This is a genomic window from Planococcus sp. TJ-301 (assembly GCF_058268475.1).
The window spans coordinates 36,554-57,411 of sequence record NZ_JBZDOH010000004.1; the positions used below are offsets into that span (position 1 = coordinate 36,554).

Sequence of the window (20,858 nt, forward strand, 5' to 3'; positions counted from 1 at the left end):
AGCTTCGTATAGAAAAGAAAAGGGGGAATGGGCGATGGCGTTAAAAGTGGAAAATGCCACAAAGAAATTCGGGGATTTTACAGCAGTGGACAATTTATCGCTGCAAGTTGAAAGAGGCCAGATGTACGGATTTCTGGGCGCGAACGGCGCAGGGAAGACGACCACTTTCCGAATGATTTTAGGGCTACTTAACCAGACACACGGAACGGTGACTTGGAACGGCAAGCCGATTACATACGCGAATAGTCCTGAAATCGGCTATTTGCCTGAAGAACGGGGGCTGTATCCGAAAATGCGGGTGGAAGAACAGCTTGTCTATTTAGCCCAGCTGCGCAAGATGCCCGCTGCGGACGCAAAACGCGAAGTACATAAATGGCTTGAGCGCTTTGAAGTGCCGCATTACGCATCAAAAAAAGTGGAAGAGCTGTCAAAAGGCAATCAGCAAAAAATTCAATTGATAGCTTCGTTGATACATAGGCCATCGCTGCTGATACTGGATGAACCTTTTTCCGGCTTGGATCCGGTCAATGTCGGCATGTTGAAGTCGGCGATTCTGGATTTCCAACAGCAAGGGGCGACAATCGTATTTTCCAGCCACCGCATGGACCATGTTGAGGAATTATGCGATGACATGAGCATACTCGACCGCGGAAAAGTTATTCTTAGCGGATCGATCCGCGATGCTAAACGTTCATTCGGCAAGCATAACGTCCGCATCAAAATGGATCAGGATTTAACCGGCTTGAAGGAAATTGCTGGGGTAGAGGCATTCACCAAGACGCACGACGGGGCAGTATTCAGAATCGGCGACGAAGCGATAGCGCAAACGCTGCTTGCCGCTTCAATGAAGCTGGGAAACCTGCGCCATTTTGCCATCGAGGAACCGACCTTGGAAGAAATTTTCGTTGCGAAAGTAGGGAAAGCAAATGCATAGTTTCTGGATTATCTTCAAGCAGGCTTTTCTGACAAAGGCGAGAACGAAATCGTTCATTGCCACGACAGTAATTGTCGCCGCTTCGTTTTTCCTGTTGGCGAATTTATCGAACATCATCGGCCTTTTGGATGGCAGCAGCGAAGAAGCAGATGTGCTCTATGTTTTAGATGAATCGGGGCAGTTAACGCCTCTGCTGCAGGAGCAATTGGCCGCTGTCAACAGTCCCGTCCAGGCAATGCCGACCGAGATGTCGGAGCCGGAATTGAGGGAAGGCATCTTGGAAGGAACAATTGAAGCGTATATCGAACTCTCGCAAGCGCAAGGGTTGACCGCTCGCTATGTGACCGAATCGGCTAACGGCATGGGCAGCAGTGCGGATGTGGAACAAGCTGTGCAATCGATGCAGATGGTATTGGCTGCTGACAAAATCGGCCTTAGCCAGAGTGAAGTCGGTCAATTATTTTCGCCGGCACCGTTTGAGCGTGAAGCAGTGGCCGTCTCTTCAAAGTCTGAAGAAGAGTTAAACCAAGCACGGGGGCTCGTGTATGTTCTGATTCTGCTCATTTATGTTGCCGTCATCTATTACCCGAACATGATAGCAATGGAAGTGGCGAATGAAAAATCGTCGCGTGTCATGGAAATCCTGATTTCGAGCGTCTCACCGGTAAAGCATATGTTTGCGAAAATCGCGGGGATTGGCATGCTCGGAATATTGCAGATGCTCATTTTCGGGACAGCCGGCTTTTTTGCCATCAAATCCGCCGGCACCGATCTAGCAGGCGGTATTTCCGGAGTATTCGGCTTTTCGGACCTTAAAGTCAGCACATTCTTGTTCGCATTCCTGTTTTTCCTGCTTGGATACTTTCTGTACGCAGTGCTTGCGGCATTGCTCGGATCGATGGTCAGCCGGACGGAAGATGTGCAGCAATTGATGCTGCCGATGATGTTTTTGGTCATTATCGCTTCTTTCATCGCCTTTTCAGGCATCGCGATGCCTGAAGCGACATATGTCACGGTGGCGTCTTATATCCCATTTTTTGCACCGCTTGTCATGTTCCTGCGGGTCGGCATGCTTGATATCCCGTTATGGGAGCCACTGTTGTCAATCGCCATAATGCTTGTGACAATTGGCATATTGGGCACAATCGGCGCGCGTGTCTACAGAGGCGGCGTTCTCATGTACGGCCCGTCGCAATCGTTGAAAGACATCCGCAAAGCGATTCGTTTAGGGGACAATAAATAACTTTGCGCAGTCCGTGCGCCGACCACCAGCCGATCTTTTCGGCTGGTGGTTTTTTTTTATTCGCCAACATGGTAAAATAAGAACAAATATTCGGTTTTCGAAGGAGCTTGATTTATGAAAGGGATTCGTTTCATCCACGCGGCAGATCTGCATCTTGGCAGCCCGTTCACCGGGTTAAAAGGGCTGCAGAAAGAACAATGGCAAAAGCTCAAAGACAGTACGCTAGAGGCGTTTGATCGGCTGATTTCTTATGCACTCGAGCAGCAGCCGGATTTCGTCCTGATTGCGGGTGATATCTATGACGGGGAAGACCGGAGCCTGCGGGCGCAGCACCGTTTCCAGCAAGGCATGGAAGGGCTTGGCAAAGCCGGAATTCCTGTCATCCTGTGCCATGGCAACCACGATCATTTGAGCGGCAGCTGGACGCGTTTCGAACTGCCGGATAATGTCCATTCGTTCGGTGCGGAAGTGTCGCAAATCAAATTGGATATCCGCGGCATTGAAGTCGCTGTTACAGGATTCAGCTATGGTGAACGCCACATTAGAGAGTCAATGGTAAAGGCGTATCCTGCTGCAAGTGGAGAGGATGGGTTTCATATCGGCATGCTTCATGGCAGCTTGGAAGGCGAGAAAGCACATGCCGTCTATGCCCCGTTTACGAAACAGCAGCTCCTTGAGAAAAATTACGATTACTGGGCGCTCGGCCATATCCATCTGCGCCAGCAGCTCCATGACGAACCCCCGATCGTCTATCCAGGAAACATTCAGGGACGGCACCGAGGAGAAGCTGGAGCAAAAGGCTTTTACGATGTCGAGCTGTCGAAAACTTCCGCACAGCTGACATTTGTCCAATCGTCGGTTCTGCAATTTGACGAACTCACAGTGGACTGCAGCGGTGTGATGCACATGAACGAGCTGTTGGATGTCTGTGCTAGCGGTGCCCAGGATTTCGCGGAACGCTTCGGGCCGAGTGCGGTGAAATTGAAATTCATCAACTTGGATGCGGAAGCGCGGGAGCTGGTTCTTGGCATTCCGGAAGAAGAGCTGCTCGAAGCCGTGCGGGAATCGCTGGAAACAATGGATGCATTTATGCTGGTGCAAGGGGTATGGGCTGAAAAAGAAAGTGGGGATGCAGAACTGTCGCCGCTTGCGGAAGAAATAATTTCCATGATGGATTCCTGGCAATTGCAGGACTGGAAGGAAGTACTGAAGGATTTATACCGCCATCCAAAAGGCAGCCGTTATTTGGAGCCGCTTGGAGAAACAGCAGCCCTTGATATCAAGGCAGCCGCCGCCGAAAAAATTCGCCGCGGCATCGGAATCGGAGGGTGAAGGGATGAAAATCGAAAAATTGATCATCTACGGCTTCGGCAAACACCAGGACCGCGAAATCATCTTGGACCCCGAACTGTCAATCATATACGGCACGAACGAAGCGGGTAAAACCACCATCCAACAATTCATTATCCAGACCTTATTCGGCTATCCATCTAAAAATCAGAACCTGCGGCGCTATGAACCGAAAAATGGCGGGAAATATGGCGGACAATTGCATATAGCGGATCCAGATTTCGGGCGGGTGATTATTGAACGCGTGAAAGGGAAAGCAGCGGGGGACGTAACGCTCTATTTCGAAGATGGCAGCCGCGGTTCGGAAACTGAACTGAAAATGATTTTGCGGGATTACGACAGAACTTCGTTCGAGTCGGTATTCTCGTTTTCCATACATGAGTTGCAAGGGCTTGAAAATATGAACGAAGAAGAATTGAGCCGGACTTTGCTGGCATCCGGAACGACTGGCATGGACGCCATCGCTCGGATGGAGAGCCGCCTGGAAAAAGAAATGGCGGTTGTCTTCAAAAAAAGCGGTCGCAACCCTGAAATCAACTTGAAGGTCGATGAACTCAAAGCGCTTGATAATGAACTGAAAGAGTATCGCCGGCGGATCGAATTATATGAACCTTATGTTGCACGGGTTCGGGAAATCGATCGACAGCTAGATGAGATGAGTGATGAAGAAGCCCAACTTGATGGAGCTTTGAAATCCACTGAACGCTGGCTGCAGGCTATGCCGCTTCTGGAAAAGCGCCAAGCGCTGGAGCTGGAGGCAAGCACATTGTCGGCATCGGTTTTTCCGCCGGATGGCCGCCGTCGAATGGACAGGCTGTCAGACAGGCTGTCGGAAGCAGCAGTTAAAATCGGCTCATTGGAACAACAGTACACCCGTGGTTTGGATCAGCCCGAAACGCAGAAACGAATCGAAGAATTGGAAGGGCTTTTGGCAAAGGAATCCGGATGGCATCGTCTGAGTTCGGAACTTGCCAACAAACAGCAGGAAATAGCCAAAATTGCAGATGAACAAAGCCGCTTGCTTTTACTGGCGGGCGTGGATTTGGAGCAGGCTTTGCAAGCGGATGTTTCGCTTAACAATGAAGAGCGGCTCTTGTCCTTTGTTGAACAAGCTGATCGGGAAGAAGAAGAACAGCGGTTCAACAGCCGGAAAGTAGCGGAAGAGAAAATGAAGCTGGAAGAAGCGGCGAAAGAATTAAAATTCTTTCTGTCCAGCGAACCTTCTGAAGAAGAGCGCAAGAAAGCGGAAGAGTGGTTGGCGGCTGGGCCGAAATTGGCAGAAGCAAAAGCGGCCCGGCAGCTTAAAGGATCCAGCAATCCACAGAATCTCATGTATGTAATAATTGGACTTGGGCTTTTAGGTGCATTGATCGGAATTTTTCAAGAGAATTATCCATTATCCGCTATTTCCATACTGGCGGCTGTTGCAGGGGCTTGGATGGCCTTTAAAGGCAGGAGGACCGAAACACTTCCAGCGGATTATCAACAGGTTCTAGCGGCTTATGGCGGCAGGGAGGCTGAGTTTAATTCGTTAATCGATAAATTAGCGCAATACGACAGGAAATTGGACAGCTTACTGGATAATTTGGAGGCAGCGAAGCGCAAAATTGCTACTTTGGCCCAATCACCTCAAGGACAATCAGCAAAAGAGGGGTATCAGGAGTTTCTGCAGGAGATGGGCATCAATCCTGAGACTGGAAGAAAAACAGTCTTAGAATTGTTTGGCGCGTTGCGTGAAATACAAGCGCTGCAAACAGCTTCGGAACGGCTTAGCAGCGACATTAGAAAACATACGGCCGAAGCTGAAGATTGGCTTGCTGAAGCATCTGCTGCCTGCGGCAGAGTCTTAGCGCCGGATGGCCTGTATGAAGCAGTTCGCACGGAATTTTCCACACGCAAAGACCATAATGACAGCGTGGCGAAATCGCTGGCGCAAAATAGAGGGCTGCAGATAGAGCTGAAACAAGCCAAATCTCTCGCTTTACAAATTGAGCAGGAGCAAAGTCTCCTGCTGAGAGAGGCCGGCGCTTTAAACTTGGAGCAATTCTACGGCCTGTGCGACGATTGGGAACGCCTTCAGGAAATTGGCAAGCAGCAGGCTTTTCTGGCAGCACAATTGGCAAGCCTTGGTGATTTCAGTGAGATGAATGGCAACAGCACAGCAGATGGCCGCATTGAAAGCTTAGAAGTTAGGCTTGCAGCACTGAAAAAAGAGCGCCATGCATTGCTGGCCGAAAAAGCAGATAAGCTGCAGTCGGCCAAAACGCTGTTGTCAGACGGTGAGTATGAGGACAAACTTCAGCAATTCGAAGAAAAGAAAGTGGAGCTGGCCGAGCTTGCGAAACGCTGGTCAGTAGACAAAGCGATAACCGCCGCAATCCGGCGGACAATGGACGAATTGAAGGATAAAAAACTGCCTGCGGTCATCGGAGCAGCACAAGCCTATTTCAGAAAACTGACTGGCAATGCCTACAGCAGCCTGGAAATGAATCCAGATGGTTTTTTTGAAGCGGTCAGGGAAGACGGTATGCGTTTTCATGTGGCTGAGCTAAGCCAGGCGACAAAAGAGCAGGCATATGTCTCTTTGCGCTTGTCGTTGGCCGTTTCTATGCGCGAAAGCCATGCCTTTCCTGTGATCATGGACGATCCGTTTGTTCATTTTGATCGCCGGCGGCTTCAGCACATGATAAACTTAATAACGGAGTTGCAGCTAAACCATCAATTCATTTATTTTACTTGCCACGAGACGATGAAAGAAAGTTGGCCGAATGCGTCGATCATTGAGGTGGCTGATATTGAAAGGAGTGTCCATTCATGACAAAAGGAATTACACAACGTGCTGTCGGAGAGACAATCGATGAATTTTTACTGATCAAACAATCGGTGAAAGGAGTCACCACTACCGGCAATCCGTTTATGTCGCTCGTCCTGCAGGATAAGAGCGGTGATATAGAAGCAAAGCTTTGGGACACAAAAGACGAACATGAGAAGGTGTTCGCTGCGGAGACGATTGTCCGTGTAGGTGGAGAAATCCATAATTACCGCGGCAAAAATCAATTGCGCATCAAAAGCATCCGGCCTGCAAAGCCTGAAGAGAACCAGTCGATTGCGGATCTTATGCCGTCATCGTCAAAAACAACGGAAGAGCTATTAGAGGAAGTGATGCAGTATCTTTTCAAAATGGAGAATCCGCATATTCAGCGGATCACCCGCCATATCTTGAAGAAATACCAGCAGCAATTCCTGACATTCCCGGCTGCAACTCGGAATCACCACGATTACGTGTCAGGGCTGGCGGATCATGTCGTTTCAATGCTGAAGCTGGGGGAGTCCCTTGTGGGAATCTATCCAAGCTTAAATAAGGATTTGCTGTATTCTGGCATCATCCTCCACGACATCGGAAAAGTCTTCGAATTGTCAGGACCGATTGCAACAACGTATACCCTAAAAGGCAATCTGCTTGGCCACATTTCGATCATGGTGACGGAAATCGAGAAAGCTGCTGAAGAGCTTGATATTGACAGTGAAGAAGTTTTGCTGCTGCAGCATATGGTATTGTCGCATCACGGCAAAGAAGAATGGGGAAGCCCCAAAAAACCGATGATCAAAGAAGCGGAAATGCTCCATTATATCGATAACATTGATGCGAAGATGATGATGCTTGACCGCGCCCTTGAAAAAACGAAGCAGGGTGAATTCACCGAGCGGCTGTTTCCACTGGATAATCGTTCTTTCTACAAGCCGACCATCGACTAGGAGAGAGCAATTCATTTAAATAATCGCATACAAAAAAGACGGCGCTTAAATTCAAAATGAATTTAAGCGCCGCCTTTTTTAATAGCTGTTTCAATTATTGAGCTGGTTGAGCTGGTTGAGCTTCCGCATTGATGATTTCGTCCAAAGCGGATTTCAGGTCTTCATCTTTAATCTCAACTTTTGCGTCTTCAAGCATTTTGCCAATTTTTGGCACTAAAGCGGCTTGGTCGGCTTTTGCAGTTGCCAACTCAGTGCGGATTTGCTCTTTTTGGTCTTCCAGTGCTGGCTGGTCTTTGACTTCACGTTTTTCTGTCACTTGGATGATGTGGAAGCCGTGCTGTGATTGAACCGGTTCGCTGATTTCATCTACTTCCAATGCATAGGCAGCTTCTTCGAATTCTGGCACCATCGCGCCTGTGCCGAACCAATCCAATGATCCGCCATTTGCTGCAGAGCCAGTGTCCGTTGAATATTCTTCAGCAAGTGCAGCGAAATCTCCGCCGCCGTCCAATTCAGCTTTGACTTTACTTGCTGTTTCTTCATCAGCAACCAGGATGTGGCGTGCATTCAATTCTGTTGCTTGGCGGTCGTATTGCTGTTGAATTTCTTCATCAGTAACTTCAACGCCGTCAGTCAACGCTTTTTCCTGAAGCAGGTTCAAGCGTAAAACTTTTTTATAGCTTTCTTCTGTCTGATTGTTTTGTGTCAGGAATTGCTCGAAGTTTTCGCCCATCTCTTCTTTAGACGATTCGAATTCTGCGTCAACTTCTTCGTCGGTCACTTCGTATTTTTCGGAGAGGACTTTTTCGATCATCAAGATCTGGATTGCCTGTTCGCCGACAGAAGTTTTCATCTCTTCATACAATTCTTCTTTTGAAATGTCACCAACTTCAGATTCAACGATTGTTTCACTGTCAGAACCGTCGCTGCAAGCTGTCAAAGCAAGCACTGATGCCGCTAGGGACAAGGTTAAAAAGGATTTTTTCATAATAGATTCGCTCCCAACTTTCTATCTAGATGCAGTAGTTACTATAACATAAACGTTTAAAAAATCAAAAAGTTTCCTGAAAAAAAAGTCTATATGCCCGAGGGCAAATAGACTCATGGAGTAAATTCTACGCCTACATACAAAGATACAAGCAAAATTGTAACCAATATATTAATGGTCCGGAAAATCTTCTGGTGATTTTCTTCCGGAATTTCTCTTGAAGTGACGAGTGCCAATGTCATTCGGTTGATCTGGAACAAATAAAGCACAGAGAACATAACTACAAAAGCGATAATCATGAATTTCCTCCCCTCGACTTAGCTTCTAGTATATCAAAGACGGGCGAAAAATACATGATTAGGCTACCGCTTCGGGTACAAGAATCTCAAAACCGTTATCAGTTTCTTCTATCAGCGCATCTTTTGGTGAGTGCGCTAAGTTGCGGATGTATATCAAATCAGTGAGGCATAAGCCACAATGATAAGCCAAAAGCATCGCAAAATAATGGCTGTAAGCTGGCATCATAATACTTAATGCGATAATCGCTGTATTGATGGCAAGGAATGGTGCAAGCAAGGTCAAGATGAATCGGATCTTTGCAACCGGCTCGATGATATGGAGTGAAATCATCGGAACAACCTTAAGCTGTTTTTTGATGATGACACGGATGCTTCTCCGGCAGCCGATAAGCGGCAGAAAATGGAACAGCTTATGGAGCGGATAGATTGCAAGTATTGCGCCTATAAATAACAAAAAGTTTTTATCGGACAAAGGATTGGTATACAGGATATTCAGCACAATATAGAAAGTCATAAAGACACCAAGAGCGATAAGTGCTGACATCAGATAAAGCCGATCCAGGCCGTATTGTTTTTTAACGTTAATGGATTTCCAGCAATGCATGGATGCATCTCCTAAAATGTGTTTTGTCTTGTGAGTCGATACATACAATACAACGATTCTGGAGGAAATGCAATAGTATCGGACATTAAATTTTAGAGAGCGTTTTCAGTTTTTTCTTTCGACTCGATAACGTGATTTTCTTCACTGAATTTGCTTTCGATGTTCTTGAAAGACGCTTCGAAGATTTCCATAAAGTCGTTTCCGTAGATATTGCGGATAATGGCCATGACGTCCATGAATTCAGGGAATTTGCCGTATAATTCTCTAAGCGGCAGGGAGCCGTCAATTACGGTATGTGGAGTGTCATGGTATTTCTCGATCATTTCTTGCATCAAATCTGAGCCTTTGTCGGTTAATTCCACATATGTATTGCGCTTATCCGTATCTCGCTTTGAAAAAGACAGCAATCCGCGTTCTTCCAGCTTTTTTGAAAAATTGAAAGCGGTGGAGACATGCATAACGCCAAATTTGGCGACATCGGAAATAGATGCGCCTTTTAAGTGGTACGAAATCCAAAGAATATGGTTTTCGTTAATATTCAAATCATAAGGTTTGATCCACAGCTGCCAGTCTTTTTCGACAGCCTTCCACAAAGCTTTTGACAATTGGCCAATCCGCTGGCTGAACATCATGGCTTCTTTCAAAGTGTAATCTCTTTCACTCATTTAAGCACCAACCTTTCCTGTGAAAATGTTTTCTCTTATTATAGCAATAAAACAAACAGGAATGAAGTGTGAATAATAAAAAAATTCAGGAAAACGTAAAATAAATAAGAAAAAAGGACTGCCTATTGGCAGTCCTTTTATTTATTGTCCGAATCGTCATCCGAATCTGCATGACTATCCTTCTTATCTTTGCTGATGGAATTTTGCAATGCCTCTATAGCGTTTTGGATTGCCAATATTTCAAGCTGCAAATGCTCTTTGGCCGGGCCTGTGCTTTCTTTCCACGTTTCCAGTGAAGCCTTCAGGCCATCAGTCGCCTCCGGTACAGCGGTTTTGCTTTGTTCTTTCAAATGATTGACCGATTCTTTTAAGTTATTCACTTTTTCTTTTACATCAGTCAATTTTTCTTTCCAATCGGAAGAGCTTGTCTTCATGGAACTTCTAAGTTCTTGCCCCGATTGTGGTGTTGAAAATAATGTCGCTGCTGCTCCAGCAGCAAGGCCGGTTGCCAGCCCTAAAAAAAATGTCGATGCTTTCATAGATAAAGCGCCCCTTTCATCCTATAAAGTTCTTTTCCTTTATTTCACTTAATTAAAACATAATAATGAATAGCTATTCAACGAAAAAAAGCTTTTCGATGGTTTTGCCATCGAAAAGCTTTAAAATCATGCTGATTGCGTCACCGCTGTTTCAAACTTGGAACGTTTCACAAGCGTGATGATGATCGGGTAGATGAAAGCGAAAGCTATACCGTTCATCAACGCAGCAGGCAAAACAACAGTCAGGAACAACGGGCCGAATGGAATTTCCACGCCGATGATAAAAATCGCGGCGGATAGGAAGATTGCACCCGATAATATTGTGCCCATCGCCGATAGGGCAACAGCAGCAGGAAGTTTCACCATAAATTTCTTTAAAATCAGAACGGCTGCAAGAAACACAAATGCCGTTATGAACTTATCAATGATATTCGGGAAGAAGCCTCCCGGAAAAGTGGAAAACAGGCCAGATATAACGCCCGTAGTCACGGCCAATAAAAATACATTTTTAGACTGTGGGAACAATAGGATTCCGATAAACATCATCGTCAGCATAAAATCAGGCTTCATACCGCCGTTAAACCCTGGGATTATTAGATACAATGCTGCACCTACACTGACCAATAAGGCCATTAACACTAAATTCTTCGTATTCAATTCTCATCTCTCCTCAGCTCAAAGCTATTTTTGCTTTTCCCGGACATGCCCTCATGGCTGCCGGCGAAAAAACATATACTGATTCTATCCTGTCCAAATCATTAAATCAAGCATGCGGCATTTATTTTACCGTTACTTGTCCAGCTAGCTCCTGCAGGCGTTCTGTTGTAAACTCTTTTTCCTTGGTCATCCATTTCGCTCCGAAACCATCACTGTTGCCGTATCTGGGGATGAAATGCAAATGGAAATGTCCAACGCTCTGGCCGGCTTTTGCGCCGTTATTGTTCAATAGATTCATGCCTTCAGGCTCAAATGCTTCATTGAGCGCAGCTGCGATTTTTGGAGCAGCGCTGAAGAGATTCGCCGCTTCATCGGCTGACAAGTCATAAACGAATTCCCTGTGTGTTTTCGGCACCAGCAGAGTATGGCCTTTCGACAGCGGCATTACATCCATGAAGGCATAGCAATGCTCATCTTCGTAAATCTTGATGCTGGGAATATCGCCAGCAATGATCTTGCAGAAAATACAATTTGTCATCGTCATCTTCCTTTCCATTTTTTCCAGTTTATCATATTTTGATTTTTGGAAAAGCTAGGATAAGAATCAAAAGTGGATTTCTTGAAGCACACCAAAAAAATACGCTGCTGCGGCTCGACCCGGGAAAAGAAATCCCGCCGCGGTTTTGATACAATGGATGGAGAGAAAGAGGTGTTGAAAGTGGCCATTTTAGAAGTACAGTCACTGACAGGGGGATATACGCGAAAACCTGTTTTGCAAGACGTGACATTTTCAATTGAAAAAGGGGAGCTGATCGGCTTAATCGGGCTGAATGGCGCCGGCAAGAGTACAACGATCAAGCACATTATCGGGCTCATGCAGCCGCAATCCGGTGAAATCCGGTTGAATGGCAAGACGTTCGAAGAAGATATGGATGCGTACCGCTCGGCATTTTCTTATATTCCGGAAACGCCTATATTATATGAAGAATTGACGCTGCGCGAACATCTGGAATTGACAGCAATGGCTTATAATATTGAACCATCCGCATTTGAAAAACGCTCGGCGGAATTATTGAAGGAATTTCGGATGGAGAAACGTCTGAAGTGGTTCCCTTCGCAATTCTCCAAAGGGATGCGCCAAAAAGTCATGATCATGAGCGCATTTTTGGTGAAGCCATCGCTTTACATCATCGATGAACCGTTCGTCGGGCTTGATCCGCTCGGCATCAAATCACTGCTGGAGCAGATGGAGTCGCAAAAGAAAAAAGGGGCATCGGTACTGATGTCGACCCATATCCTATCGACAGCGGAACGCTATTGCGACCGCATCATCCTGCTGCATAACGGCCGCGTCCGGGCGATGGGCACGATGGATGACTTGCGCCGAACGTTCGGTATGCCGGATGCTTCACTGGATGATTTATACATCGCGATGACTGAGGATGCTGCAAATGAAGAACTTGCATGAAGTGTGGTCGAAGCGCCTCCAGAAATATACAATAGAAGTCCAGAATTACATGAAATACATTGTTACAGGGCATATCGCGGTGGTGATGCTGTTCGCAATCGGTGCCGCCGGCTATGCTTATAGCGAATGGGTGCGTGCCATTCCGGAAGGATTTCCGGGGGCATGGCTGATGGCTTTCGTATTCGCCGTGCTGCTGGCTTACAGCCCGCCGTCGACGTTGCTGAAAGAAGCGGATATGGTGTATTTTCTGCCACTTGAAAGCAAATTGGACAGTTATTTGAAACCGGCTTTGAAATGGTCATTCCTGTCGCAGATTTATCTGCCCATCATAGCCTTTATCGTTTCGCTGCCGATGGTCAATGCGCTTTACGGTTTGCCGTCGGCGCTGCTCATCGGCTTGCCGATCATGCTTCTTCTATTGAAATGGTGGAGCATCAATACGGAGTTTTTGCTGCGCAAAGCAAATGCAGGCCGTAACGCCTGGCTGGACAGGCTGGTCCGTTTCGTCCTGGTCCTGTTTTTCGTCTATTTCTACGTTATCGGTCAAATGCTCATTGCCATCTTTTTGTTGTTCGGCATCATTATATACGGTCGCTGGGCAAAGCAACAGGCAAGTGGCAAGCCGTTTCCTTACGAGCATTTTATCGCGCTTGAAGAAAACCGGATGCTGCGCTTTTATCAGTTTGCCAACCTTTTCACTGATGTGCCGCATTTGAAAGGCAAGATCAAAGAGCGGCGCTGGCTGGACTGGCTTTACAGCTTCATCAAACCGGGACCGGAAAATGCCCATTATTATTTGGTGTGGCGGACGTTCATCCGCTCAGATGAATTGTTTTACCTGTGGGTCCGGCTGACCGCCATTTCAATGGCGGGGGCTTGGCTGATTCCATTTCCGGTTGCCGCTGGTATTTTTTCAGCCGCGCTAGCATTCGCTTCAGCCATCCAGATTTGGCAAGGCTTAAACCAAACCCATTATTTCCGGATGGATAACCTGTTCCCGCTAAGCAAGTTCAGCCGCGGACAGGCGGTCCGGAAACTTGTATTTAGAGTGCAGGCGCTGCAGGCGATTTTGGTCGCTGCCACAACAGCGGCGTCCGGTCAAACGCTCTTCGCTGCTATCATGCTGGCAATTGTCGCCGGAGTTTCTGCCGTGACTTTGCTGTCGATGAAAAATAAAAAAAGATAAAAGAATCCCCGCATCAGCTAGATGCGGGGATTTTATTATGGCTGATAGTTGATTGCTGCTGCGGCCAATGTTTTCGCCGCAATGAGCATCGCTTCTTCTTTAAAATCGAATTTCGGGTGGTGGTGAGGAAACGCTTCGCCATCAGGCATTGCACCAGTGAAGAAAAACGTGCCAGGCACTTTTTGCAGGTAATAGGCGAAATCTTCGCCGCCCATTTGCGCTGGGGCGTCATAAACTTCGGTGACACCAGGCACAGTGGCCGCCACATCTTTCAAGTACATCGTTTCTTCAAGGTGGTTGACGACAGCCGGATAGCCTCGCATGAAATTGAATTCAGCGGTGCTGTCTGTTGCGATGCTGGTGCCTTCAACCACGCGCTGCATTTCACGCTCCATCAGCAGGCGGTTTTCTTCAGTGAAAGTCCGCACCGTACCTGACAATTCCGCATGGTCGGCAATGATGTTATACGGGTTTTGCGCAACGAATGAAGTAACAGACAGAACAGCGGATTCGAGCGGATCAACGCGCCGCGCAACCAGTTGCTGCAAGTTCGTGACCAGCTGCGAGCCGATGACGACGGCGTCTTTCGTTTCATGGGGATTTGCGCCGTGTCCGCCGCTTCCTTGGATTTTGATCTTGAAAGCGTCCGCTGCTGCCATGAATGGCCCGACACGGTAATCGATTCTGCCGAACGGTGAAGTCGACCATAAATGTATACCAAAAATGACGTCGACGCCGTCCAATACGCCGGCTTCAATCATCGCCTGGGCTCCGCCCGGGGCCAATTCCTCTGCGTGCTGATGAATCAGTACATAAGTACCGCTCAGTTCACGGCGCATCATATGGAGGATTTTTCCCAAAACAAGCAGGGTGGCGGTATGGCCATCATGGCCGCAAGCGTGCATGACGCCAGATACTGTCGATTTATAGGAAACATTTTTCTGGTCGTCGATTGGCAATGCGTCAAAATCTGCACGCAAAGCCACTACTTTTCCAGGGCGTTCACCGTGAATCGTTGCTACAACGCCGTTTCCGCCGACGCCGTGTTTTACATCAACACCAAGCTGTTCGTAATAATGGCGGATATAATGGGCTGTTTTCGTTTCTTTGAAAGAAGGTTCCGGATGCATGTGAAGATGCCTGCGGATGTCCACCATTTCCTCGTAGGCTGTGTCCAATTCTGCATAAATCTTTTCTAACATTCAATTAGCTCCCTTCATTTGTCAAAATAATGATAATTAAATGATAGCATAAAAAAAGAGCCGAATGGCTCTTTTGTCAATAAGTGAAGTTCAGGTAAGACGCGATGAAGTAAATGATGATGATTGCCAATGAAGGCAGGGCATAAACCAGTGACGATATCGTCTTCTTTTGGAGCAGTGAAATTAACACAAGGATGCTCATGAAAAAGACTCCGACAGCAATGATCATATGCGAGCCTGAAACAGCTGATATGATTGGGCCGGCGGCATAAACCGGATCTGACAATGCTAGAATGATCATGTTGAAGATATTGCTTCCCAAAATTGCACCGACCGCCATATTGACGTTGCCGAGCCGCAATGCCACGAAAACAGCAATGGCTTCAGGAAGGGACGTAGTGGCGGCAATCAGGAAACTGCCGATAAAACTTGAACCAATGCCCGTGATGATAGCAATTTGATCTCCGAGAATGGACAATGCCGTACCGGCGCCCAAAATGATGAGCGCAGCGACGATAAACCTGAAGATGGCCGCTTTTGCAGAAAGATCAGCAGTAGGATTCGCTGGCTGGGTACCCGGAAGCTCAATAATGGCTGATGGTTCAGCTTTTGGCAACTTGTTAATGATGACCATGCCCGCGATGTAGCTGATGCCGATAATCAAGGCGTCAATGCCGATTCCGAAAACGGAAGCGTCAATCCGCAGCCAAAGCGCTGCTATGACAAGTGTCGTCAGGAAGAGTCCTAAAATGGCGGTATAAAAATGCTCGCGTTCCGCTATCGCTAGCATGCGTCTGCGGCGCAGCAGAAAATCGAAAACTGCCAAGATGAACAAATTGAACAAATTCGAACCGATCATATTGCCGACTGCGATGTCAGCATTGCCGATGGCGGCTGCTGAAAAACTCGTGGAAACTTCAGGCAGCGATGTCGCCCCGGCAAGCAGCAGCGTGCCGACCATCATGCCGCCCATTGCGGTCTTGTCGCTGATGACGTCCGCGTATTGCGATAATTTAATCGCCGCAAACACAGTCACTGCAGCGGCCAAAATAAAGTAAATAAAAACCACTGTAATGCTCCTCCAATCGAAACGCTTAGCCTCTATATAAAAGGCTAAGCGTTTAACATCTAGTTATTCTTCTTCTGGTTTAGCTTTATAGGTAGTGACATAAGAAGCGCCGGAGAAAATATTCGGACGTTTTTCAGCCGGTGCGCCTTCCGGTTTCGCATGTGCTTTCGAGAAAGCCTGTGATTCTTTCCACTTTTCAAAGAAGGCTGGGGATTCCCATTCGGTCAATACGACGTACGTATCTGAATCGAGCGGGCGCAGTACGCGGAAAGCAACATAGCCTGGTTCGTTTTCAATTGCACCGGCGCGGTTTTTGAAACGGTGTTCAAAAATCGGCCGTCCTTCATCAGTCACCGGAATGTTATTGAAAACAAAAAAGCCTTTTTCCTGGAATGTTCCCGTGCCATCAACCACTTCATAGCGGCGCGGTGTTTGGAAAATCGACTTGCCTTCCGTCTCATGCAGAAGCAATGTCGTGTTTTCCCCTTGCATCAACACCATTGTTTCATCGGCATGCTTTTCACGCATCTTTTTCATAAAGTCATAAGTGCCTGTCGTCATGAATAAATTCATCTGAATTCCTCCTTTAACTTATCTCTATATTATACAGCGTTCCCTCAACAAAATGCTGTGAAACCAAAATGGCAATCCGGTGAAAGCATAAGCGTCTAATTTATGACATTTGCATAAGTAATCTATACAATAGTATACGGAGCGTCTATAGTATAAACGGATATAGGATACAAAGGACGAAAAGAACCGAAGGGATGAAAATTACATGACACAATTTAACGATACGTTTTTGAAGGCGGCGCGCGGCGAAAAAACCGATCATGTGCCAGTCTGGTACATGCGCCAAGCAGGGCGTTCGCAGCCGGAATACCGGAAAATCAAAGAAAAATACTCGTTGGAGCAGATCACGCAACAACCGGAATTATGCGCATATGTCACCAAACTTCCGGTTGATCAATACAATGTGGACGCGGCTGTTTTGTACAAAGATATCGTGACGCCGCTGCCGGCAATCGGCGTAGACGTTGAAATCAAATCGGGCATCGGCCCGGTGGTCGACAACCCGATTCGCACGATGGCGGACATCGAACGCTTGGGCGAAATCAATCCGGAGCAAGATGTGCCATATGTTCTTGAAACGATCCGCATTCTGACGCAAGAGCAATTGAATGTGCCGTTGATTGGATTTTCAGGCGCGCCTTTCACGCTTGCGAGCTATATGATCGAAGGCGGCCCGTCCCGCAGCTACAATAAGACGAAAGCGATGATGGTGTCCCAGCCGCAAATGTGGTTCGCGCTGATGGACAAACTGGCGGATACAATCATCCCTTATGTGAAAGCGCAAATCAAAGCAGGCGCGAAAGCGATCCAGATTTTCGATTCATGGGTTGGCGCATTGAATGTGGAAGATTACCGGATTTTCATCAAACCGGTCATGGACCGTCTTTTTGCGGAGCTTCGTACAGAAGGGGTCCCGTTGATCATCTTCGGCGTCGGCGCGAGCCATCTCGCGAAAGAATGGCATGATCTGCCGGTCGATGTTGTTGGATTGGACTGGCGCCTGCCAATTACAGAAGCTCGGGAAATGGGTCTGACAAAAACCTTACAAGGCAACTTTGATCCATCTTATTTGCTGGCGGATTGGTCAGTTATCGAAAAACGCGTAAAAGCGATTTTGGATATGGGCATGCAGCAAGACGGCTATATTTTCAATTTAGGCCATGGCGTGTTTCCGGAAGTGCAGCCTGATACATTAAAAAGATTGACTTCACTGGTACACGAATACAGTGCTGCCCACAAAGCAGGAAAGTAAAGGATCACAAATTTCTTATGGGGTGATAACGATGAAAAAGACAATGGGATTATTGGTGATGGCATATGGAACGCCATACGAAGAAAGCGATATTGAACGCTATTACACGCATATCCGCCGCGGCCGCAAGCCGAGCGAAGAAAGTTTGGAAGATTTAAAAGACCGCTATAAAGCGATTGGCGGCCTCTCGCCTTTGGCGAAAATCACGCAGGACCAGGCGGATGCGCTTTGCGCACGGTTGAATGAAACTCAAGATGACATCGAATTTAAGATGTACCTCGGCTTGAAGCATATCGAACCGTTTGTCGAAGACGGCGTCGAAGCGATGCACCGTGATGGCATCAAAGAAGCAATTTCAATTGTTTTGGCTCCGCATTTCTCGACATTCTCCGTGAAGTCATACAATGGCCGCGCGGCAGAAGCCGCTGAAAAAGCCGGCATCCAATTGACGTCTGTTGAAAGTTGGTATAAAGAATCGAAATTCATCCAATACTGGAGCGAAAAAGTGAGCGCGGCGTTTGCAGAGATGTCCGAAGAAGAACGCGCTAAATCATGCCTGATCGTTTCTGCGCATTCATTGCCGGAGAAAATCATTGCGAATGGCGACCCTTACCCGGACCAGTTGAAAGAAACGGCCGATTTGATCGCCCAAGCTGCTGGCGTTGAACGTTACGAAATCGGCTGGCAAAGTGCCGGACAGACTCCGGAGCCATGGATTGGGCCAGACGTCCAGGATTTGACACGCGAATTATATGATGTCAAAGGATATCGCTCGTTCGTTTACACGCCGGTAGGTTTTGTTGCCGATCACTTGGAAGTGTTATTCGATAACGATTACGAATGTAAAGTCGTGTGCGACGAACTCGGAGCGGCATACAGACGCCCGGAAATGCCAAACGTACAACCATTGTTCATCGATGCAATGGCCGACACGGTTATGAAAAAATTGGCTGAGTAATCAGCACTGATAGAAATGATGGGAAGGGGGGAGAATGTGGCCGAAGGAGCGCGTAAAGTAGCAGTTGTAGGCGGAGGGATTGCAGGTCTGTCGGCAGCGTACTATTTGCAAAAACAAGCAAGAGCTGAAGGGGTTTTACTGGATATTACTTTAATAGAAGCTGCGCACCGATTGGGCGGCAAAATCCAGACGCTTCGCAAAGATGGTTTTGTGATTGAGCGCGGACCGGACTCGTTCCTCTCCCGAAAAGAGAACATGATGGAGTTGGCTGAAGAATTGGGCATCAGCGGACAATTGATGGAAAGTTCATCCGGGCGTGGATGCGTTATGGTGGAAGACCGCCTGCATCCGATTCCAGATGGCTCAGTGATGGGGGTGCCGACCGAAATCGGTCCTTTCCTTGTGTCTGACCTTTATTCCTGGAGCGGCAAAATCCGCGCGGCAGGTGATTTGCTGTTGCCCAAATCGGACACATCAAAAGACCAGCCGCTTGGCCGGTTTGTCCGCAGGCGCTTCGGCAACGAAGTGGTGGACAACTTGATCGAACCGCTGTTCACTGCCATTTATGGAGGTGATATCGATAAGCTGAGCCTGCACGCAACTTTTCCGGCTCTCAGTGATATCGATCAGCGATACGGCAGCGTCATCCGCGGCATGAAAAAAAGCGGAGATTTCAATGCGGACGAGTTCAGCGCCAATGGGCTTGGCTCGTCGCAGAACTTCAAGCAAGGCATGGGCACGATCGTGGACGCGCTTGAAAGCCGTTTGGAAGATTGCACCGTTTTGAAAGGTGTTAAAGTGGAGAAACTTGAAAAGCAGAACGGGCAGACACTCTTGTCCTTGAATAACGATTCAGCCATTGGGGTGGACGAAGTGATTCTGGCGTTGCCGCACACGCGCATTTTTCCGCTGTTCGAGCAATATGGCTTGTTGAAGCCGCTGAAAGAAATGCCGGCGGCTTCAGTTGCCACGGTGTCAATGGCGTTTTCTGCCGAGCCTCTAAACTGCCTTACTGAAAATGCCGCGGGCTTTGTGGTCGCGCGAAACAGCGATATAGCGATCACATCCTGCGCTGCGTCGCACTTGAAATGGCCCGGCCATGCGCCGGAAGGGAAAATGCTGTTCAAGGCCTTCATCGGTAAAGTCGGCGATGAAACAGTCGTCGATCTTTCAGACAGTGAAATCGAGAAAACGGTATTGGCCGATTTGCGGAAATCGCTGAATCTGAAAGGCGACCCTGAATTTACTGTGGTATCGCGCTGGAAAGAAGCGCTTCCCCAATTTCTTGTTGGGCATCATGAACGCATTGAACAAGCGAAGCAAGAACTGAACACCGCTTTTCCGTCTATTCAGATGATCGGCAGTTCGTTTGAAGGCTTCAGGCTTCCCGGCTGCATTGAACAAGGCAAACTGGCGGCGCAGCAAGTAATCGCCCGCTGCCCGTCAAAGCATTTTAAAGCGGAGGAAGCAATATGAAAAAACTGATTATGATTATTTTGCTCTCGGCGCTGCTTGCAGCGTGCGGAGCGGGTGATGCCAATTCTGGCGACAATGATTTTGTTGTGGAAGAGCTGGTGGTTGAAATTCAGACGCCTGAACAAGTGGAAGCTGGACAAAAAATTCCTTTGCTTGCGAAAGTGACTCAAGGCGATGAAGCCGTGGAAGATGCAGATGAAGTGATTTTCGAAGTGTGGCAATCCGGCAGCCGCGACGATAGCGAGATGCTCGAAGCCAAGCACATTGGCGATGGCATTTATGAAGCCGAAACCATGTTCCAAGAAGGTTTGTATTTCACGTATGCCCACACCACGGCACGTCAGCTTCATGCTATGCCGAAGCACCAAATCACAGCAGGCAATCCGGACCCTGCATCAATCGTTCCGGATGACAGCAGTGAATCGGACAGTATGGAAAATATGGAAAAACATTCAGGGCATTGACCCTTTCAACAGCCGCCGACAATGTGCCGGCGGTTTTTATTTTGATAAGGGTTGAGATGTGGACTAGGGTTGAAAATACAGTATTTAGCTAGTGCCGGTTAAATTTCAAGCAACACATGCTAATAGCTGGCTGGTACAGGTTAATTTATCCGCCATGCCGGTTAACGCCGTCTTA

At 47.6% G+C, this 20,858-nt stretch carries 21 protein-coding genes; 11 read left to right on the forward strand and 10 right to left on the reverse strand.

The annotated features are described in order from the left end of the window. Positions 1 to 34: 34 nt before the first annotated feature. The 5 genes from AC4EHJ_RS14915 (at position 35) to yhaM (ending at position 7,283) form a co-directional block, all read left to right on the forward strand. A complete protein-coding gene (locus tag AC4EHJ_RS14915) occupies positions 35 to 934 on the forward strand; it encodes an ABC transporter ATP-binding protein (RefSeq protein WP_490976399.1) in 900 nt (299 codons plus the stop codon). Beyond that, on the forward strand, positions 927 to 2,177 hold the full coding sequence (locus tag AC4EHJ_RS14920; protein ID WP_490976400.1) for an ABC transporter permease: 1,251 nt from the start codon (positions 927 to 929) through the stop codon (positions 2,175 to 2,177). The genes AC4EHJ_RS14915 and AC4EHJ_RS14920 overlap by 8 nt, the downstream gene beginning before the upstream one ends. A 114-nt stretch (positions 2,178 to 2,291) precedes the next feature. Beyond that, positions 2,292 to 3,509 (forward strand): metallophosphoesterase family protein, encoded by a 1,218-nt coding sequence (locus AC4EHJ_RS14925; protein WP_490976401.1) that lies wholly within the window; start codon positions 2,292 to 2,294, stop codon positions 3,507 to 3,509. Between the two features lie 4 nt (positions 3,510 to 3,513). Then, positions 3,514 to 6,345 carry an ATP-binding protein gene (locus AC4EHJ_RS14930; RefSeq protein WP_490976402.1) on the forward strand — a complete coding sequence of 944 codons (2,832 nt, stop codon included), beginning with the start codon at positions 3,514 to 3,516 and terminating at the stop codon, positions 6,343 to 6,345. Next, positions 6,342 to 7,283, forward strand: coding sequence for a 3'-5' exoribonuclease YhaM (gene yhaM, locus AC4EHJ_RS14935; protein WP_490976403.1), 942 nt, complete (start codon positions 6,342 to 6,344; stop codon positions 7,281 to 7,283). The genes AC4EHJ_RS14930 and yhaM overlap by 4 nt, the downstream gene beginning before the upstream one ends. Before the next feature lie 94 nt (positions 7,284 to 7,377). On the opposite strand, the gene AC4EHJ_RS14940 is transcribed toward yhaM, so the two are convergent. From AC4EHJ_RS14940 to AC4EHJ_RS14970, 7 genes are all read right to left on the reverse strand, one after another. Beyond that, complete coding sequence (locus AC4EHJ_RS14940; RefSeq protein WP_490976404.1) at positions 7,378 to 8,271, reverse strand: peptidylprolyl isomerase; 894 nt, start codon at positions 8,269 to 8,271, stop codon at positions 7,378 to 7,380. A gap of 113 nt (positions 8,272 to 8,384) precedes the next feature. Beyond that, on the reverse strand, positions 8,385 to 8,570 hold the full coding sequence (locus AC4EHJ_RS14945; RefSeq protein ID WP_135500978.1) for a hypothetical protein: 186 nt from the start codon (positions 8,568 to 8,570) through the stop codon (positions 8,385 to 8,387). 58 nt (positions 8,571 to 8,628) lie between these two features. Next, positions 8,629 to 9,174 carry a DUF3267 domain-containing protein gene (locus tag AC4EHJ_RS14950; protein ID WP_490976405.1) on the reverse strand — a complete coding sequence of 182 codons (546 nt, stop codon included), beginning with the start codon at positions 9,172 to 9,174 and terminating at the stop codon, positions 8,629 to 8,631. A gap of 92 nt (positions 9,175 to 9,266) precedes the next feature. Further along, a complete protein-coding gene (locus AC4EHJ_RS14955) occupies positions 9,267 to 9,839 on the reverse strand; it encodes an HTH-type transcriptional regulator Hpr (protein ID WP_490976406.1) in 573 nt (190 codons plus the stop codon). Positions 9,840 to 9,976: 137 nt separating this feature from the next. Next, a complete protein-coding gene (locus AC4EHJ_RS14960; RefSeq protein ID WP_490976407.1) occupies positions 9,977 to 10,378 on the reverse strand; it encodes a YtxH domain-containing protein in 402 nt (133 codons plus the stop codon). A gap of 126 nt (positions 10,379 to 10,504) precedes the next feature. Next, positions 10,505 to 11,035, reverse strand: a complete 531-nt coding sequence (locus tag AC4EHJ_RS14965) for a tryptophan transporter (protein WP_490976408.1) — start codon at positions 11,033 to 11,035, stop codon at positions 10,505 to 10,507. A gap of 121 nt (positions 11,036 to 11,156) precedes the next feature. Next, a complete protein-coding gene (locus tag AC4EHJ_RS14970; protein ID WP_490976409.1) occupies positions 11,157 to 11,573 on the reverse strand; it encodes an HIT family protein in 417 nt (138 codons plus the stop codon). Positions 11,574 to 11,753: 180 nt separating this feature from the next. Here AC4EHJ_RS14970 and AC4EHJ_RS14975 point away from each other — a divergent pair, with 180 nt between their 5' ends. Both AC4EHJ_RS14975 and AC4EHJ_RS14980 read left to right on the forward strand, forming a co-directional pair. Continuing rightward, positions 11,754 to 12,503, forward strand: a complete 750-nt coding sequence (locus AC4EHJ_RS14975) for an ABC transporter ATP-binding protein (RefSeq protein WP_490976566.1) — start codon at positions 11,754 to 11,756, stop codon at positions 12,501 to 12,503. Further along, on the forward strand, positions 12,487 to 13,689 hold the full coding sequence (locus AC4EHJ_RS14980) for an ABC transporter permease (RefSeq protein WP_490976410.1): 1,203 nt from the start codon (positions 12,487 to 12,489) through the stop codon (positions 13,687 to 13,689). Before AC4EHJ_RS14975 ends, AC4EHJ_RS14980 begins: the two co-directional genes overlap by 17 nt. Positions 13,690 to 13,724: 35 nt before the next feature. Here the strand turns inward: AC4EHJ_RS14980 and AC4EHJ_RS14985 are convergent, their stop codons facing one another. The 3 genes from AC4EHJ_RS14985 to AC4EHJ_RS14995 all read right to left on the reverse strand — a co-directional run bounded on the left by AC4EHJ_RS14985 (position 13,725) and on the right by AC4EHJ_RS14995 (position 16,533). Next, positions 13,725 to 14,891: a M20 metallopeptidase family protein gene (locus tag AC4EHJ_RS14985; RefSeq protein WP_490976411.1), complete on the reverse strand. Its 1,167-nt coding sequence runs from the start codon at positions 14,889 to 14,891 to the stop codon at positions 13,725 to 13,727. Positions 14,892 to 14,967: 76 nt separating this feature from the next. Further along, positions 14,968 to 15,960 (reverse strand): sodium:calcium antiporter, encoded by a 993-nt coding sequence (locus tag AC4EHJ_RS14990; RefSeq protein WP_490976412.1) that lies wholly within the window; start codon positions 15,958 to 15,960, stop codon positions 14,968 to 14,970. Between the two features lie 63 nt (positions 15,961 to 16,023). After that, on the reverse strand, positions 16,024 to 16,533 hold the full coding sequence (locus AC4EHJ_RS14995) for an antibiotic biosynthesis monooxygenase family protein (protein ID WP_490976413.1): 510 nt from the start codon (positions 16,531 to 16,533) through the stop codon (positions 16,024 to 16,026). A 205-nt stretch (positions 16,534 to 16,738) separates the two neighbouring features. Here AC4EHJ_RS14995 and hemE point away from each other — a divergent pair, with 205 nt between their 5' ends. From hemE to AC4EHJ_RS15015, 4 genes are read left to right on the forward strand one after another with little or no spacing between them, the layout of a single operon-like run. Then, positions 16,739 to 17,785: a uroporphyrinogen decarboxylase gene (hemE, locus tag AC4EHJ_RS15000; RefSeq protein ID WP_490976414.1), complete on the forward strand. Its 1,047-nt coding sequence runs from the start codon at positions 16,739 to 16,741 to the stop codon at positions 17,783 to 17,785. Positions 17,786 to 17,816: 31 nt separating this feature from the next. Beyond that, entirely contained in the window at positions 17,817 to 18,743 is a 927-nt protein-coding gene (gene hemH / locus AC4EHJ_RS15005; protein ID WP_490976415.1) for a ferrochelatase, read from the forward strand. A gap of 36 nt (positions 18,744 to 18,779) precedes the next feature. After that, positions 18,780 to 20,219 carry a protoporphyrinogen oxidase gene (gene hemY, locus AC4EHJ_RS15010; RefSeq protein ID WP_490976416.1) on the forward strand — a complete coding sequence of 480 codons (1,440 nt, stop codon included), beginning with the start codon at positions 18,780 to 18,782 and terminating at the stop codon, positions 20,217 to 20,219. Further along, positions 20,216 to 20,683: a FixH family protein gene (locus AC4EHJ_RS15015; RefSeq protein WP_490976417.1), complete on the forward strand. Its 468-nt coding sequence runs from the start codon at positions 20,216 to 20,218 to the stop codon at positions 20,681 to 20,683. The genes hemY and AC4EHJ_RS15015 overlap by 4 nt, the downstream gene beginning before the upstream one ends. Positions 20,684 to 20,858 lie beyond the last annotated feature (175 nt).